The organism is Chitinophaga agrisoli, assembly GCF_008386695.1.
Taxonomy (GTDB): Bacteria; Bacteroidota; Bacteroidia; order Chitinophagales; family Chitinophagaceae; genus Chitinophaga; species Chitinophaga agrisoli.
This window is the reverse complement of the sequence record NZ_VUOC01000004.1, coordinates 2072568-2090091: the sequence shown is the minus strand read 5'-3', so window position 1 is coordinate 2090091 and position 17524 is coordinate 2072568. Positions and strand designations below refer to the sequence as shown.

At 51.5% G+C, this 17524-nt stretch carries 17 protein-coding genes; 15 read left to right on the top strand and 2 right to left on the bottom strand.

The features are described from left to right. Positions 1–43: 43 nt before the first annotated feature. The gene (locus F0L74_RS27430) at positions 44–892 is read right to left on the bottom strand and encodes a universal stress protein (protein WP_149841098.1); all 849 of its coding nucleotides are present in this window, start codon (positions 890–892) and stop codon (positions 44–46) included. Further along, positions 889–1344 carry a MarR family winged helix-turn-helix transcriptional regulator gene (locus F0L74_RS27425; protein ID WP_149841097.1) on the bottom strand — a complete coding sequence of 152 codons (456 nt, stop codon included), beginning with the start codon at positions 1342–1344 and terminating at the stop codon, positions 889–891. The genes F0L74_RS27430 and F0L74_RS27425 overlap by 4 nt, the downstream gene beginning before the upstream one ends. A 159-nt stretch (positions 1345–1503) precedes the next feature. On the opposite strand from F0L74_RS27425, the gene F0L74_RS27420 reads away from it, so the two are divergent. The 15 genes from F0L74_RS27420 (at position 1504) to F0L74_RS27350 (ending at position 17501) form a co-directional block, all read left to right on the top strand. Then, a complete protein-coding gene (locus F0L74_RS27420) occupies positions 1504–2322 on the top strand; it encodes an SDR family NAD(P)-dependent oxidoreductase (protein ID WP_149841096.1) in 819 nt (272 codons plus the stop codon). A 113-nt stretch (positions 2323–2435) separates the two neighbouring features. Beyond that, a complete protein-coding gene (locus tag F0L74_RS27415; RefSeq protein WP_149841095.1) occupies positions 2436–3131 on the top strand; it encodes a lipocalin/fatty acid-binding family protein in 696 nt (231 codons plus the stop codon). A 210-nt stretch (positions 3132–3341) separates the two neighbouring features. Next, on the top strand, positions 3342–3920 hold the full coding sequence (locus F0L74_RS27410) for a hypothetical protein (protein ID WP_149841094.1): 579 nt from the start codon (positions 3342–3344) through the stop codon (positions 3918–3920). Between the two features lie 126 nt (positions 3921–4046). Continuing rightward, positions 4047–5294, top strand: a complete 1248-nt coding sequence (locus F0L74_RS27405; protein WP_149841093.1) for an acyltransferase family protein — start codon at positions 4047–4049, stop codon at positions 5292–5294. Positions 5295–5364: 70 nt separating this feature from the next. Next, positions 5365–6126 carry a polysaccharide biosynthesis/export family protein gene (locus F0L74_RS27400; protein WP_149841092.1) on the top strand — a complete coding sequence of 254 codons (762 nt, stop codon included), beginning with the start codon at positions 5365–5367 and terminating at the stop codon, positions 6124–6126. Between the two features lie 9 nt (positions 6127–6135). After that, complete coding sequence (locus F0L74_RS27395; RefSeq protein WP_149841091.1) at positions 6136–8502, top strand: GumC family protein; 2367 nt, start codon at positions 6136–6138, stop codon at positions 8500–8502. Then, complete coding sequence (locus F0L74_RS27390; protein ID WP_149841090.1) at positions 8495–9808, top strand: flippase; 1314 nt, start codon at positions 8495–8497, stop codon at positions 9806–9808. The genes F0L74_RS27395 and F0L74_RS27390 overlap by 8 nt, the downstream gene beginning before the upstream one ends. 4 nt (positions 9809–9812) lie before the next feature. Continuing rightward, positions 9813–10505, top strand: coding sequence for an FkbM family methyltransferase (locus tag F0L74_RS27385; RefSeq protein WP_149841089.1), 693 nt, complete (start codon positions 9813–9815; stop codon positions 10503–10505). Continuing rightward, on the top strand, positions 10502–11152 hold the full coding sequence (locus F0L74_RS27380; RefSeq protein WP_149841088.1) for a class I SAM-dependent methyltransferase: 651 nt from the start codon (positions 10502–10504) through the stop codon (positions 11150–11152). The genes F0L74_RS27385 and F0L74_RS27380 overlap by 4 nt, the downstream gene beginning before the upstream one ends. Beyond that, positions 11152–12087, top strand: coding sequence for a nucleotide-diphospho-sugar transferase (locus F0L74_RS27375; RefSeq protein ID WP_149841087.1), 936 nt, complete (start codon positions 11152–11154; stop codon positions 12085–12087). Before F0L74_RS27380 ends, F0L74_RS27375 begins: the two co-directional genes overlap by 1 nt. 7 nt (positions 12088–12094) lie before the next feature. Continuing rightward, a complete protein-coding gene (locus F0L74_RS27370; protein ID WP_149841086.1) occupies positions 12095–13543 on the top strand; it encodes a hypothetical protein in 1449 nt (482 codons plus the stop codon). Next, positions 13509–14381: an FkbM family methyltransferase gene (locus tag F0L74_RS27365; protein ID WP_188316194.1), complete on the top strand. Its 873-nt coding sequence runs from the start codon at positions 13509–13511 to the stop codon at positions 14379–14381. The genes F0L74_RS27370 and F0L74_RS27365 overlap by 35 nt, the downstream gene beginning before the upstream one ends. Positions 14382–14390: 9 nt before the next feature. Next, positions 14391–15494 (top strand): glycosyltransferase family 4 protein, encoded by a 1104-nt coding sequence (locus F0L74_RS27360; RefSeq protein WP_149841084.1) that lies wholly within the window; start codon positions 14391–14393, stop codon positions 15492–15494. Positions 15495–15533: 39 nt separating this feature from the next. Continuing rightward, the gene (locus F0L74_RS27355) at positions 15534–16268 is read left to right on the top strand and encodes an FkbM family methyltransferase (RefSeq protein ID WP_149841083.1); all 735 of its coding nucleotides are present in this window, start codon (positions 15534–15536) and stop codon (positions 16266–16268) included. A gap of 42 nt (positions 16269–16310) precedes the next feature. Next, on the top strand, positions 16311–17501 hold the full coding sequence (locus tag F0L74_RS27350; RefSeq protein ID WP_149841082.1) for a glycosyltransferase family 4 protein: 1191 nt from the start codon (positions 16311–16313) through the stop codon (positions 17499–17501). Positions 17502–17524 lie beyond the last annotated feature (23 nt).

Sequence of the window (17524 nt, the reverse complement as noted above, 5' to 3'; positions counted from 1 at the left end):
CATTAGGATGCAGCCAATATACCAATTTCCATAAATACCCTGTTTATTTCAGCAGCATCACCGGCTCCAGCGCATTGCGGTAAATAGCCGCTGATATACTCTTATGCGTTAGAGAGTACAGGAAACTATGTTTACCCGGCAGGGCGATAATGAGCTGGTAGGTATGATCCCGGGAAAAGTTCATGATGCCGTCAATAATATTCTGGTCATTGCGGTAATACAATACATGGTGGAAATCCTGCAGGTAGTTATGGAGGTCTTCTTCATCCTGACGGAACACGCCATTCGATTCCCGGTAGCTTTCTGACGGGTCTACGTTCAATACCATCAGCTTTGTATCATGCCAGGCGGGAGAGGCGCGCAATTTTGTGAGCTTATCCAGGTTATGCAAGGCTTTAAGATCCACCGGCACCAATGCGTGCTGCACCGGTTGATAGGTATACCCCGCGGGTACTATCAGCACGCGTACGGGGCTGGCTTTGGCTATGCTCACTACATTGTCCGCCACTATGCTGCCGGTGGATTGCTGGTAGTTATTGCTGCCCAGCAGCACCATCTCCGGTTGCTCGTTTTTGATCATTTCCATCACGGCGCGTAACAGGGGCGCTTCGCTGATGGCGGTCATCACGCTTATATCAGGGCCTACGAGGTTGCTGAGGCGTTGTTGCAGGGCTTCCAGCTGCTCCATGGCCTCTTCCCTTTCCTGTTGACGGAAATCCTGGCTCACCGGGGCATACTCCGCGGCCATTACAATAGGATCAAATATGGTGTGGTAAAAAGTCTTAAGCAGGATAATGCGGGTGTAATGATAGGTTTTGCTCCATGCTGCGCCAAAGTTCACCGCATTGTCTGTAGTAGCGGTCAGGTCTACCGGGATAAGTAATGTTTTCATAATGATTGCTTTAGGTTATCGTTCATCTTATTGATCAGCAGGATGGCCTTTTCCATAGCGGCCACCTGTATTCCTTGCGTTGCTGTTTCAAATAGCGCTATCACCGGTGGATAAAATTTTTCCTGCAGCAGCCTGCCTTCCGGGGTCAGGTAGATCAGTTTATTACGACGGTCGTTACCGTCTTCCACACGTTTTACAAGATCCCGTTTTACCAGGTTATCTATCAGGTAGGTGGTGCTGGATTTATCTTTGATGATGATGTCTGCTATTTCCTGTTGGTTTACTCCGTCTTTGCGCCATAGATAGGCCAGTATTTCCACCAGCTCAAAGGAGATATCCAGCTGGTGCTCTTTTATTTTGCACTGCATGTGCCGCCGCAGATAGCTCCGCATTTCTGTCAGGGAGCGGCTTAGTTCGCGGGCCAGCTCCGCCACATGGTGGGTCGTTGTCATACAGGCAGATTTACCTTGTAAATATACGGATAAATTGGTTTGAATTCAAACTAATATATCAACAGCTATTGTCGCAAAACACCCCGGAAAAAGTCACATTCAGCTACCTTTTTACATGGGATTAAGGGATATGTTTGTAAAGCACAAAAACTTCATTTTATGACGCTTAACGGAAAAAATGCTGTTGTACACGGCGCTGGCGGCTCCCTGGGCGGAGCGGTGGCCCGTGCGCTTGCCAGGGCGGGCGCTCATGTATGGCTTACCGGCCGTACTTCCCAGTCATTGGAACAAGTAGCCGCTGATATTACCGGCGCTGGCGGCAAGGCTACTACTGCGGTGCTGGATGCGCTGGATGAAAAGGCTGTGCGGGATTTCCTGGAAAAGAAGGTGGGCAGTATTGATATTTCCTTTAACGCCATTGGCTGGCAGGATAAGCAGAACCTTGCGCTAACGGATATGTTGCTGGAGGACTTTATACGCCCGGTTAACATCGCCATGCAAACGCAGTTTATCACCTGCACGGCAGCCGCCAGGATCATGATGCAACAGCGGTCCGGGGTGATATTATCCCTTACGGCCACGCCCGGCGGGATCGGCTATCCGCATGTAGGCGGTTTTGGGCCGGCCTGTTGCGCGGTAGAGAGCTTTTCCCGCGATCTGGCCTCTGAGCTGGGGCCTTATGGCGTACGGGTAGTGAACATCCGCTCCGGCGGCTCCCCGGATTCAGCGGTATTTGCCAATGCCCTGAAGGCGGACCCTGAAAGGGCGCAGTTTTTCATCACCAAGATGAAGGAGGATACGATGCTTAAGGAGATGCCCATGATGGCGGATATTGCCAATGCGGCGGTGTTTCTGGCGTCTGATAGCGCCCGGCGGATCACGGGGATCACGCTGGATATTACCTGCGGGACCACGACGGCGCTGAATTATAAGATCCCGGATATTGCGTTTGTAGAGGAGCCGGCGAATGGGCGTTAAGGTTAAATGAATAAACAGGAAATATTTAACGGAAAAATTACCGCCACAGGCGGATAGGCGGCTGTTTGTTGTAACCAATCTATTAGTACATTTACCCGGTAAATCCACCAAATATGAAACTACTTGCAAAAACGGGTATGTTTGTCCTGCTGGCCCTCGCAGGCATTGCTACCGCAAAAGCACAATCCCCGCTAGGCGCATGGAAAGCGGAAAGTAACGGCGTTACGCATCTCATGCTGGTCACGGACAATTATTTTTCCATTGTCAGCTACGATGGCTCCGGTTTTAAATCCACCAAAGGCGGCGCCTGGCAAAATTCCGATAATGGCGCTACCACCACCATGGAGTTCAACTCTGCGGATAAGACACAGGTTGGGCAGCACCCGGAAGTAGAGGCCTCTTTTGAAGGCGATCAGCTGATCATGAGCCTCCTTGGTGAAAAGTATAACTGGAACAGGGTAGATGAAGGTAACAGCCAGATGGCCGGCGTTTGGCGCATTACCGCCCGCGAAAGGGATGGTAAGATGAGCGAAATGCAGCCCGGCGCCCGCAAGACCATCAAGATCCTGAGCGGTACTAAATTCCAATGGGTAGCTATCAATACGGAAACCGGCGAATTCTTTGGTACCGGCGGCGGCAGTTATACTTTTGAGAATGGCGTGTACACAGAAAAGATCGAATTCTTTTCGCGTGATAACAGCCGGGTTGGGGCGTCGTTGAGCTTTAAGGGAGCGGTAGATGGAAATAAATGGGACCACAGCGGTAAGAGCTCTGCCGGTGATCCTATTCATGAAGTGTGGACGAGGTAACTTAGTAATTACAAATTACTAATTACTAATTACGAATGATGATCGCAGCAATTCGTACTGTACTGTGCAAAAATCTGTAAACCACCGGTATTGCCGGTGGTTTTTATTGCTCTTATGTCGTTAACCCGCTGTTAATGGCCTTTGTTTGCCATGTGCTGCTGACTGAAATACCTACCTTTAACCCATTGTAAACCTCAAAAACGCAGTACCATGAGAACATCCCTGATCACCGCCCTCCTGGCGGTACTATGGAGCATGAATTTATCTGCACAAGCCAACCAGGTAGCCTCCCTGTTATTTAAGAACGTTAAGACCAGCCTCACAGACGCGGAAAAGGCGCAGATCGCCACTAAGCTGGGTTTTGTGCTTTCCGGCAATAAAGACCAGCCGTTTGCCCAGGATAAGGATAGCAAGGAGTATCCCTTTAATGCGATGGTATACCCCGCAGATATGAATAAGGATGGAAAGGAAGAGATCTTTGTAGTATTTGGCAACACCTTCACCTCCGGTAATACCGGTTCGAGCGTGGTGCTGTTCATCAGGAACGGCGCGGGCACTTATACGGAACACCTGGGTTTTCCCGGTATGGCGCCGGATGTACTGGCCACCGTTAGTAAAGGGTATCCTGATCTGCTGATAGGCGGCCCCGGTTTCGAGTATCCTGTCTGGCGCTGGGATGGCAAAACCTATAACTCATTCAAAAGCGTAAAGGACAGCGAGTATGAAAAGCTCAAGAAAATGAATATCGAGGAGCTCAGTAAAACCTATGTACAAAATAAAAATAAATAAACAAGCGTAGTCTTCGTTATCATTTTGTTCATTCTGTTATCATTATCCATTCCTGTTCATTCATTCTGAACGGGAATGTACATGGTTTATTATGGCTAATTTGGAGTTAATCCATCGTCTTTTGCTATGAAAATCTATAATCTTAACCCCCCTAAGACGAAGCCTGCACATTTCTATTCGCTGGATGCTATCAGGGGGATAGCGGCTACCGTAGTTGTACTGTATCACTGGCAGCTGTTCTATTATAAAAATGATGTATTCGTGCTGGACGGTTATGAGAAAACCGCCTTGCCTTACTATAGTACGTTATCTTTCTTCTATGATTATGGCGTGCTGGCGGTGGACCTGTTCTTCCTGCTTTCCGGTTTTGTATTCTTCTGGCTGTATGCGGAGCGTATTGCTACGGGCAAGCTAAACTTTGGCAAGTTCATTAATTACCGCTTCAGCCGGTTGTACCCTATACACCTGGTTACCCTGGCCGGTATTATCTTACTGCAGTGGCTGATGCTGATCAATGAGAATCATTACTTCATTATCCAGTATAACGACCTCTATCATTTTGTACTCAACCTGTTCTTTATGCAGAACTGGGGCTTTGAAAAAGGCCCTTCCTTTAACGGCCCATCCTGGTCCGTATCTGTAGAAGTATTCCTGTATCTGTTGTTCTTTATCATTTGCCGCCTGAAGCTGCAGCGCAAGATCTGGCTGTTTATACTGTTAATACCTATTGGCGCGCTGATCCAGCATTTTTACGCCATTATTGGTAAAGGCGTCTACTCCTTTTTCCTGGGCGCGCTGGTATATTACCTGTATAGCTGGATCGTGCAACGGAATATGGTAAAGGCCTTTCTATGGCCGGTGGGAACGCTCACGATCCTGTTATGGGCAGCGGTGCTGATCACCTTCCGTTTATCGATCCTGCAGTCCCTGTGGATACCGGGTGTTAAACAGTCATTGCCAGGCGGGGACCAGCCTTTTTCAGAGGCGTTATTCCACCTGGGCGGTACTTTATTCTTCCGTACCATCATATCCCCGCTTACCGCCCTGACCCTGGTCTTATGGGAAACAGGCCAGGGGCAGCTCAGCCGCAAATGGTCCATTCCGGGTAATAGCAGTTATGCTATGTATCTGTTACATTTCCCGTTGATGATCATGTTTGTGCTGGTAACGGATTACCTGGGCTATAGCCGTACACTGTACCATTCTCCATATATGATGTTATTATTCTTTTGCGTACTGATACCGGTGAGCATCTTCACCTACTACTATTTTGAGTTTCCCGCCCAGGAGCGGCTGCGGGAACGCTTTTCCAGGAAAGAGAAAAAACGCGTTATCATGGCAGATACGCCGGCTGTATCCGGTAAGATCTCATAAACTATACGAAACCTGTTACACCTACAGCTGCAACTGCCTACAGGCAGCGCGCTGACATTAATCATAAAATATGGGATTTAAACTACGCGCAACTTTATTTGTTTTATGGGTCATTTTTGCGGGATGCGCCGGCGCCCGTAAGCTCACCTATTTTAACGACATCGCCGCTACTGCCGGCACAGATTCCCTAAACCGCCTGCCACAGATGCGGGTACAACGGGGCGATGTATTACAGATCACCATCACTACGTTCGACAAAGACGTTTCCCTGCTGTTGAATCCTTACCAGTCCGGCGCGCCCGGTACGCCCGGCAGCGGCCTGGAACAGGGCTACCTGGTAGATAGCGCGGGTTACATCACCTTACCCCTGGCGGGTAAGATCAATGTGCTGGATAAGACCACGGCGGCCATCAATGACCAGGTGGCGCAGGAGCTGGGCAAAACGGTGAAGAATGTATTCGTATCCACCCGGCTGGTCAATTTCCGGATATCCGTGCTGGGCGATGTGGCCCATCCGGGTTCATTCCGGATAGGGGCGGAGCGGGCCTCCCTGCTGGATGCGCTCAGTATGGCCGGTGATCTTAACGTGACGGCTAAACGGGATGATATCATGATCATCCGGGAGGTGAACGGCGTAAAACAATACGCTACTATCAACCTTAACGATAGCCGGACCTTGTCCTCTCCTTATTACTATCTCGCCAATAATGATGTGATCTATGTAAAACCCGGTTCCAACCGCCTGTTCCCTTCTTCTAAAACAGTGCAGCTGCTACCGGCTATCATAGGCGTCATCTCCCTGCTCACCACCGTTGTCATTCTCAGTAAATGATCAAACAACATGAAACAGCAAAAACCTCCTGATAATAAACCTGCGGTAATAGACCTGAACGAACTGTTCCAGAAGATCGTTTTCCACTGGCCGCTTTATCTCATTATCCTGCTGCTGGCAACAGGCGGCGCATTCCTGTACCTTAAATACAAGAAACCGCTGTATATGTCCAGCGCGCGCCTGTACCTTAAAGATGAAAAGAAGACCGGCGGAGAAGAAGCGGATATACTTAAATCCCTGTCCCTTTTCAATAGCGGCAAAAATATAGAGAACGAAATGGAAGTGCTGCGGTCGCCCGTGCTATTGGAACGCACCATCAGCAAAAACGCCTTTAATATCCGCTATTTTATAAAAGGCACGGTGCGCAATAAGGAACTGTATGGCCCTCAAAACCCACTGCAAATACAGGTGCTGGGCAACAGCGCGCGGGTAGGCAATTACACCCTGGATATTACCCCGGAAAGCAATGGGTTCACCGTAAAGAGCAGCCGTCACCGCGGCGATACCGGTATTCAGCTGCTGGTACATGCCGGGGAGCTTTTTACTATTGATAAGGACCAGTTCCGGCTTAATTACAATCCGCAGACAGCCATCAACACCGGGGCTACCTACCGCATACGCGTAGACTCTGTAGAGGAAATGGCCTACGAAACAGCAGAAGATATCAACACCACCCTGGTGAACCGCGATGCTACCGTGGTGCTGATCACCTACCAGGATCCTGTACCGCAACGCACGGCAGATTTCCTGAACGCCTTGCTGGATAATTATAACGACTATACGCTCGATGATAAGAACCGCGTATCCTATAAGACCATCGACTTCCTTACCGGGCGTATCGACTCCCTGCGCGAAGAGCTGGGCCTGCTGGAAAAACAGGAAGAACAATTTAAGGTGCAACGCGGTATCACAGATATAGACGCCGGCTCCAAACTGGCCCTGGAACAGGTGAAAGAAGCAGACCTGAAGCTGAACGAAGCCAACCTGCAGCTCTCCGTATTTGACCAGGTGGAGGATTATATCAGCAACCCTGGCAGCGATTACCCGTTTGCCCCGGTGATAGGTAATGTAGACCAGACCCTCACGGCTATGATCAACCGGTATGAAGAAGCCCTGCGGGAGAAAAGACGCCTGTCTATGAGCCTGCAGCCAGGCAGTGTAATGTTGCAGAACGTGGAAGGGCAGGTAACCGACACCCGCAAGACCATCCGCGATTATATTGCCGGTTACAGGCGCAGCGCCGGGGTGGTACAGCAGCAAACCCAGCACAAAGTAAACCAGATCCAGGGCCGTATAGCCAGCATACCGGCTTATGCGCGGGAATACATCAACATAAAAAGACAACAGACCGTAAAAGAGAACCTGTACCTGCACCTGCTCAAGAAAAAAGAAGAAGCCGCCGTGGCCTACGCCAGCAACGTAACGGATAACAAGGTGATAGCGCCGGCCTTTGTACCGGAGAAACCGGTAGCGCCCAAAAAATCACTGGTGTTTATCAGTTTTATTGCCGCCGGACTGGCTATGGTAAGCGCTTATGTGTACATCAAATATTTCCTGAACCCGCGGGTGCTTAGTAAGAAAGAGATAGAACAGGTATTCCACCTGCCGGTGATCGCAGAGATCTTTCAGCAGGAGGAGGGGCTTCGCGGTTTGAATACCGGCGCTAAATCTGTGCTGCGCGAACAGGTGTTTAACCTGCGCACCAACCTGAAATTCCTGCTGACGGAACATACCGGGCCTGCCACCATCCTGCTCACATCCAGCATTTCCGGGGAGGGTAAGACCTTCCTCTCCGCCCACCTGGCCAATGCGCTTACGGTTAATAATAAAAGCGTGGTGCTGGTAGAGCTGGATCTGCGCAAGCCCAAATTATCCCGCTTCCTGGGGCTGGATCACCATACCGGTATCACCAATTATATACTGGGGCATAAGACGGTGGATGAGATCATCCGCCCCGTGCCAGGCAGCGATGGGCTGTTTATTGTATCCTCCGGGCCGGTGCCGCCCAATCCTATTGAGCTGATAGAAGGCCAGCGGATGATCGCCCTGCTGGCAGCATTAAAGGAAAGGTTCGATTATGTGATCATAGATACTTCGCCCGTGGGCATTGTATCAGACGCCAAAAGCATTGCGCCGCTGGTGGATTGTACACTGTTTGTAGTGCGGTACAATTACAGCTTTAAGTCTAAACTGGTAGCCGTATCGGACAGCTTGCCGGAAGAGTTTTACCGCAATGCCGGCGTGATCTTTAACGGTATAGAGCAGGATACTTTTTACCCGTATTACCATTACTACCAATACACCTACGAAGAAACCAAGCCGGAGAAAGGCAAGTGGGTGGCATTCATCAAAAAAACCGCCAAACGGATTGCATAAAGTATTTGAAAATACAGGCTGGCTGCTGATAGATAAGTTCAGCAAGTTGTTTCCCGGGATACTGATCGTGGCCTTTATGGCCCGTCACCTGGGACCGGAGCTATTTGGCATATGGAATTACGCCATTGCCCTCACGACTATTGTTGGCAGCATTGCCCTGCTGGGCATGGATAAGATAGCTGTCAGGGAACTGGTGAACAATGAACGCGAACAGGCGGCCATTGTAGCCACTGCCATCTTTTTACGGATGGTGGTGGCCATAGGTTGTATGGCTTTGAGCGTGGCCATTGTTATGATAGGCAGGCAGCAGCAGGCGGTTTACCTGTACTGCACCCTGTTTGCCTCCCTTACAATCGTGCTGCAGTCCTTTGATGTACTGGATTATTTCTACCAGGTGAAGAATGATGTAAAAAAGATCATCATCCCCAAGGTAAGCGTATTCCTGTTGTTCTGCGGTATTAAGCTCCTGGTGGTATGGTTGAATGGCCCGCTGCTGGCGCTGTTATGGGTAACCCTGCTGGAGCTGCTGGTCACCTATACGGTGGTGCTGGTCGTATACACGTATCATTATGGCGTGATGCCTTTCCTGCATATACAACGCCGGCTGGCAAAGGCTTTACTGGCGCATAGCTGGCCCCTGATCCTCTCTAACCTGCTGGTGGTGCTGTTTGTAAAAGTAGACCTGGTGCTGCTGGATCAGCTGGGCACGGCCGCACAACTGGGAGCTTATGTGGTGGCGGTGCGTATTTCTGAAATATGGTATGCGGTACCCACCATCCTGTCGGTGGCTATGCTGCCGCCGTTAATGCGCCAGCAGAACGAAGACCGGGAAGCATATCTGTCTATACTGGAAAAATGGCTGCGGCTCTCTTTCTGGTCCAGCCTGTGTATTGCGCTGGTGATGACTTGCAGCGCGCAATGGATCATCCCGCTGTTATATGGAGATAAATACCTGTCAGCCGCGCCTATCCTCATGATCCATATCTGGGCCGGCATACCGGTATTCCTCTGTGTGGTGGTGGTACAATACCTGGTCATAGAAGGGCGGTATAATATTTACCTCTATTCCAATATAGCCGGCTTGGTAGTGAATGTGGGGCTGAACTTGTTCCTGATCCGCGCGTTGGGCGGTATAGGAGCGGCTATTGCCACGGTGGCAGCCTATACATCTGTGTATATGACCATGGTGGTATTTGACAAGAGCGGGCAGGCATGGGCGCTCACAAAAAAGATGCTGTATCCGCAGCTGGTGTATGCGGATGTACGGCAGGCGCATACCCGTCTCTTACAACCAAAAAATGTATGATGTAATGAGCAGGCTTAAAAATATGATGGGCGCTATGGTGGCGGGATTGTTCCCCCAGCTGCGGTATGCCGTGCGGGCATACAGTTCAGAAGGGGAGGACCTTATCCTGAAACGCATCTTCCATGCGCAGGAAGAAGGCACGTATGTGGATGTAGGCGCGCACCATCCCTTCCGGTTTTCCAACACCTACCTGTTCTACAAAATGAAATGGCGGGGCATCAATATAGATCCCATGCCGGGCTCCCGGAAGCTGTTCCAGAAATACCGCCCGCTGGATACCAACCTGGAATTAGGCGTATCCGCCACCCGGCAGGAGCTTACATACGCCATCTTTAACGAACCGGCCCTCAGCACCTTCTCTGCGGATAAGATCCGGGAATACAGCAGCAACCCGCAATACCGCGTGGTGCGCCGGCAGCAGGTGCCTACCTGGCCCCTGGCAGATATACTGGATCAGTACCTGGGCCATACCCATATCGACTTCCTTACCATTGATGCGGAGGGGCTGGATATGGAAGTGTTGCGCTCCAATAACTGGGTTAAATACCGCCCCCGTTATGTGCTGGTAGAATCGCAGCCGCTGGAGCTAACGCGTATAGAGGATAGTGAGCTGTGCCTTTTTATGGAAGAGGTAGGCTACCGCATCTTCGCCAAAACCTATTACACGTACTTCTTTAAAAATATACATACCCAATGAGGACCCGCAACAAGTTATATGTGCAATATGGCAGCGGCCCGTTCTCTGCGCCGGCAGGGTGGAAGAACTATGACTCGTCGCCCACGCTCCGGCTGCAGCAGCTGCCGGTCATTGGCAAGTTCCTGCAACAAAAGATGCATGTGGCATTTCACCCGGATGCCCTGTTGGGAGATATCCTTAAAGGCTTACCGGGTATAGCGGAAAACTCCTGCGATGGGGTGTACTGTTGTCATGTGCTGGAACATCTTTCTTATGATGATTGTTTAACCGCCCTGCGGAACACCTATCATATCCTGCGGCCCGGCGGCTGTTTCCGCTGTGTAGTGCCGGACCTGGAAGCGGCTGCCCGCAGATATATAGATAACCTGCACGGCAACGACCGGGAAGCCAATGTGAAGTTCATGGAAGAAACCCTGCTGGGCAAACAGCGGCGGGTACGGGGGCTGCGCCAGCTGGTGCAAACCGCTTTTGGCAACCGGGAGCACCTGTATATGTGGGATCATGTATCCCTTACGCATCAGCTGCAGCAGGCAGGGTTCCGCACGGTGCGCCGCTGTACGTTCAATGATGCGGAGGATGAAATGTTCAAACGGGTAGAAGAAGCCATCAGATTTGAAAACGCTGTTGCATTGGAGGCAACCAAATAATGTTACAAACGCCTGTTCTATTACTGGTATTTAACCGCCCTCACCTGGCCATGCAGGTATTTGAGCAGATCCGCCTGCAGCAGCCGGCGCAGCTGTTCATTGCGGCGGATGGTCCCCGGCCCCGCAAAGCGGGCGAGCACGCGCTTTGTAAACAGACCCGGGAGCAACTGCTGGCCGGTATTGACTGGCCCTGCGAGGTGCATACCCTGTTCCGGCCCGCTAATATGGGCTGTGGCAAAGCGGTAAGCGCCGCCCTAGACTGGTTCTTTCACCAGGTAGAGGAAGGTATTATCCTGGAAGACGACTGTTTGCCGGACCAAACCTTCTTCACCTTCTGCGAGGCCATGCTGCACCGTTACCGGCATCATGAAACGGTGATGCATATCAACGGCAGCAATTTCCAGGCAGGCGCCCAGCGGGGCGAAGGCTCGTATTACTGCTCCCGCTTCTCCCATGTATGGGGCTGGGCCAGCTGGCGAAGGGCCTGGCGGCAGTATGACTACTCCCTGCGTATTTACCGGGATGCGCCCCGTAAAGGCCTCAACGCCCGGCTGCGTTATGAGCTGCGGGCCATCAACCATAAGACAACAGATACCTGGGATGTGCAGTGGTTTATGACGGTATGGTTCAACCAGGGTTGGGCCATCACCCCCAATGTATGCCTGATAAAAAATATTGGTTATGGGAAAGATGCTACCCATACCCGGCGCGTACACCGCTGGTTCCATAAGATCGTGTACGGCAAAATATCCAGCATCACCCATCCCGCCAAACTGGCGGTAGATACGGCCGCAGACCGGTACTCCCTGCAAACCTTGTTCCCCTCCAACCTGCTGGTGATCAGTATTAAGCGGATCGTGAAGAAGAACACGTTGTTATATAGTTTATGTAAACGCATTACACAGATAGCAGTCATTATAATGATCTGTAACTAAATAAAGCATGATGGAAGGCGGTTATGGTGGTTTTCAAAGCGAGAATCTGTTCGTGGAAAGTTTCCGCGAAACAATGCCCCTGTTAGTGGCAGGGCTGCTGTTATACCTGTACTACAACCGCCGCCTCAATATTGTGGATACGCTGCTGTATGCCTTTGCTACAGAGGCCTATACCATGCTGGTGATAGGCCCCACTTTTACGGCCACCTTTTTTATAGGCATTTTTGTCTTCATAGACCAGGCGCACCGCCTGTTTACCGGCCGCCAGTATATACGGCGGGAGTACCTGCTGTTATTGATGTTGCCTTTACTGTCTAACATAGCGGTGTTCCTGATCACCCAGCTGTATAAAGATCCTTTCTGGTACCCCGGCGGCAGGGCGTATGCGTTCTATACCAAACCTATCTACTTCTATATTAAAACCTACCTGCCCCTGTTTGCCATTGGCGCCCGTATTATCCAGGAGAGGGAGCAGGTGTCGCTGGAAGGGTTTTTTGATACGGTGAAACGTATTACCCGTATATCCGTGATCATTGCCGTTATACAGATAGCGGCACAGCTCAGCTTCCACAATATTGAGCTCAGCGAGCTGCTGGGATTACAACGCCGTTACCTGATGGAAGATATTAACGGGCCATTGGGCCTGCGGGTACAGGCCTGGTTCTCTGAGCCAAAGATCTTCAGCGCTTTTTTATCACTGGCCTTGCCGGTATTAATACGGGACCGGCAGTACCGCCTGGCGGGCGCCGCTTTTATCATAGCCGTGGTTACGGCCTCCCAGACCTTCTGGATCAATATGCTGGCCGCGGGCATTATGTTCACCCTCTTCCGCGGGCTGCCGCCGGTGCGGGTAAAGATCCTGGGCACGCTGGGGGTGATCATAGGCCTGTTTATGCTGGTAGCGGCGTCTAAAGAGCTATTGTTAAAGCAGTACATGGCCAACCGCAACAACGCTACCTACCAGTTCCTGTTTGAGCGCTCTGCCTACCGGTATGATAACGAGATCTGGCAGAAGAACAATATCATACTGGGCATTCCCCTGCAACGGGATATGGAGTTGCCCATTGTAGACTTTCTCAAGGATGAGCCTTATCTGCTGTTATCCGGTTATGGCGCAGGCAACAGCACGTTTATCCCGGCCAGTTATTTCTTTGGACAGCTGAACTATGAGAACCGGGTGGCCGGCGTAGGCGGACATAACCTGAATATGCGCTGGTTCTTTATCCTGGCAGAATTTGGGGGCATTGCCCTTATCTTTTTCTTTTGGATACTAACGCGGAGCAGCAGCACGCTGCTGCCTTTTCAGCGCAATTATTTTGCATTTGTAGTGGTCTGTTTCTTTTTTAGCCAGATAGACCTCCTATGGATAATCGTGACCTTATTAAGTGCGTATGGCCGCGCACAGGTAAATGAAGGGATATATGAAGCGAATACGCAGTTTGTTTTGGGGCATTAGATTCAGAGGGGCATTGTTAGGATATTACCTGCTCCGTAAGCGCATCCGTAAAAGGACCAGCTGGCAGGAAATGCGGTTTCACCTGTTTTCCCCGGGTATGTACGCTGTAGCGCGCCGTAGCGCTACCCTGGTGCGCAGCGATGGGTTATACCGGTACTACCGGATCCAGGAGCATGAACAACTGTTCAGCTATCCCGCCGCGGCGCCGCTGTATAGCCTGGCCATGATACTGGCAGAGGCGCGGCCCCAACACTGGCACTACTACGAAATACCCCAAACAGCCGTAGCCCCGGGGGATGTGGTGGTGGACTGCGGCAGCGCGGAAGGCTTTTTTGCCTTCCGGCATCAGCACCATGCGGGCCGCATCTATGCACTGGAACCGCTGCCGCTGTTCGTGGCGGCCTTGCAACAGCTGTTCCGGCAGCAGGAGCGGGTCACCATCCTGCCGGTAGCCGCCGGCGCATCCTGTGGCAAGGCCTATATACACACAGCCTCCAGCGATACCATCCTGGACGCCGCTATCTCTGCCACTAACGGCAACGGGCAGGGGGTAGAAGTGGAGCTGGTTACGCTGGACAGCCTCTTTGCAGACAAAGGCATCCGCATCCACTACCTCAAAGCAGATATAGAAGGTTTTGAAGAACAGATGATACGCGGAGCATTAAGGACCATCAGGGAGAGCAAACCTAAAATAGCCATTACTACCTATCATGAAGGACAGGATTATCAACAACTGGTCGATATGATCAGAAATGAAGTGCCGGAATACCAGTACCTCGTAAAGGGTATCCATTACAGGTCTGGCAACCCGGTGATGCTGCACATGTGGGTACAATAACCATATTTTATGCAATTATTCCTGGATAACATCGTATTCTCCATACAGCGGGCCGGCGGCGTGTCCGTATACTGGTATGAGCTGTTGCGGGGCATCTGCAACAGCGGCCTGCCTGTCCGTTTCCTCAATGCCCGGGCGGCCTCGCCCAATATCTTTGAGCGCCGGCTGGATTACAGCGGTTTCCACTGCATCCGGGAAAGCAGGCTGCCGTTTAAGTACCTGCGTTATATGCCCCTGCGGTGTACATTACCGGCCGCCGCGGTGTATCATGGGGGATACCTGCGCGTATCGCCCCAAAAGAATATACTCAATATGCTCACGGTGCATGATTTTGCCCATGAGCGGCGGCTGGCCACCGCTTTTCCCCGTGGCCTGCCTAATCAGCTGCAAAAAGCCTATGGCATTAAACGGGCAGATGGGATCATCTGCATCTCTGCCAGCACCCGGCAGGAGCTGCTGCATTTTTACCCCTCCGTAGATCCCGCCCGCGTAAAAGTGATCCATCATGGTATTGCTACAGATTTTTTTCCGTTGGATAAACAGCAGCCGCCGGCCTGCAGCCTGGCATTGGACCTGCACCGCCCCTTTATACTCTATGTAGGTGCGCGCCGCAACTATAAACGTTTTGCCGCCGCGGTGGAAACGATGCAACTGCTGCCGCCACAATACCGGCTGGTGGCCGTAGGCGGAGAGCCCTGGAGCAAGGCGGAGCAGGAGGCGCTGGAACAGGTGATCCCCGGGCGTTACCAGCTGTTTTCCAATGTAAGCTGCGCCGATCTGAATGTGTTGTATAACTACGCTTTCTGCCTGCTCTATACTTCCATCTATGAAGGCTTTGGTTTTCCGCCGGGCGAGGCGCTAAAGGCAGGCTGCCCGGTAGTGGCCGTGAACCGTACTGCTGTACCGGAGGTGGTAGGCCAGGCAGGTCTGCTGGTAGATGATCCGGCGCCGGCAGCCTTTGCAGAAAAGATAATGCTGCTGGAAGATAGGGCCCGGCGCCAGGCTGTCATCCAGGCAGGGCTGCGGCAGGTGCAGGGTTTTACCTGGGAAAAGAGCGTACAGGAAACACTTTGTTTTTACAAGGATTGCTGGGACTATAAATTTTCATCATAACCTCATTAAAAAAGATTGCCGGAACCATAAACTTTCATCATGAACCTCCTTTTCAAAATTGCCGATACCGTAAAGGTATATCTCACCGCAGGACGGGGCTTTACCTCCCTGCTGGAGAAAGGCGCGTCCGTGGCTTCCACCCAGGTGCTGCACAACTGCCGGCATCATATTCCGCAGTTAAATATGATCATAGACGCGGGCGCCAACCAGGGACAGTTTGCCATTGCGGCCAGCCATTATTATCCCCATGCGCACATCCATTCTTTTGAGCCCCTGCCGGACGTATACAGGACCCTGCAGCAGAACACGCGTAAGATCAGCGGCATCAGCACCTATAATCTGGCCCTGGGCAGCTCCAGCGGTTGCCTGGCCTTTTACCGCAATGCTTACACGCACGCCAGTTCCGCCCTGCAGGTATCTGAGCTGCAGAAACATATGGTGCCGCAGACCGCCTGCGCAGATGAGATCACCGTGCCGGTAAAACGGCTGGACGACCTGCTGCCTACCATCCCCTTTGACGCCCCGGTACTGCTGAAAATGGATGTACAAGGCTTTGAGAAAGAAGTGCTGAAAGGCGCCGCCCACAGCCTGCGCCATATAGACTACCTGTTGTTCGAGACCTCTTTTGAGCCCATGTATGATGGTGAGCCGCTGTTTGATGAGATGCACAATTTTGTAAAGGACCTGGGCTTTGATCTGATTGGCCCGGTAGGGTTCCTGCAATCGGATAAGCTGCAGATACTGCAGATGGACCTGTTGTATAAGCGGGCGTGAATAACACAGGCAACTCTTAAAGCATTATAACCATTAAGGCAGATGAAGATTGTTGTGAATGATCATTCCGGGCATGCATTCCCTTTGCAGTTAAGCCGGCAGTTTGCACAAAGCGGGCACCAGGTATTACATGCCTATTCCGCTTCGTTCCAATCGCCCAAAGGGGATTTTGATAACAGCACGGCTACGGCGCAGCCGCTGGTAACGCCCATCCGCGTAAAAGGCACGTTCCGTAAATATTCCCTTTTAAAAAGGCGGCAGCAGGAGATCGAATATGCAAAACAACTCACGCAACGGATGGATACATTTAAACCGGATGTAGTGCTCAGCGGCACCACTCCGCTGTTTGTACAGCAGCATGTACAGCGGTACTGCCTGCGTAAAGGCATCCGTTTTATTTACTGGTGCCAGGATATCTATACCATCGCGATCCGCTCCATTGCCCGGCGCAAACTGGGCTTGCTGGGGTTTCCGGTATGGGAATATTTTAACCGGCTGGAAAGCACGCTGCTGCGCAGAAGCGCGCATGTGGTGAGTATTACGCAGGATTTTAACCCCATTTTCCGCGAATGGCAGGTGAATATGGACCGGGTAACTTGTATCCCCAACTGGGCGCCGGTAACAAATATAGAACTGGTAGATAAGCAGAACCCCTGGGCGCAGCTGCACCAGCTTACAGATAAGATCTGTGTGGTATACAGCGGTACCCTGGGTCTTAAACACAATCCATCCATATTGCTGGATGCGGCGCTGCATTTCCGGCATCATCCGGATGTAGTGCTGGTGGTGATCTCCGAAGGGCTAGGGGCGGATTTTCTCCGGAAAGAAAAAGAAAAACGGCAGCTGCATAACCTGCGTATACTGCCTTTCCAGGATTTTACGCATATGAGCCAGGTATTAGGTACGGCAGATATCCTGCTGGCCATACTCGAAAAGGACGCCGGTATATATTCCGTGCCTTCCAAGGTGCTTACCTATCTCTGCGCGCAGAAACCTATTGTACTGGCCATGCCCCCGGCTAATCTCAGCGCGGCTATTGTACAGGAACAACAGGCGGGTTACTGCATATCGCCGGATGATAGCCGGGGCTTTTGCCGCCATATTGAAAAGCTGGTGAATGACGCCGGCTTGCGCCAGCAGCTGGGCCGCAACGGCCGGGCTTATGCAGAAAGGAATTTTGATATCGCACATATCGAAGATAGGTTCTTACAGGTCTTCAACACCGTATTGTGATGTTGAGCCGGATGCGGATACTG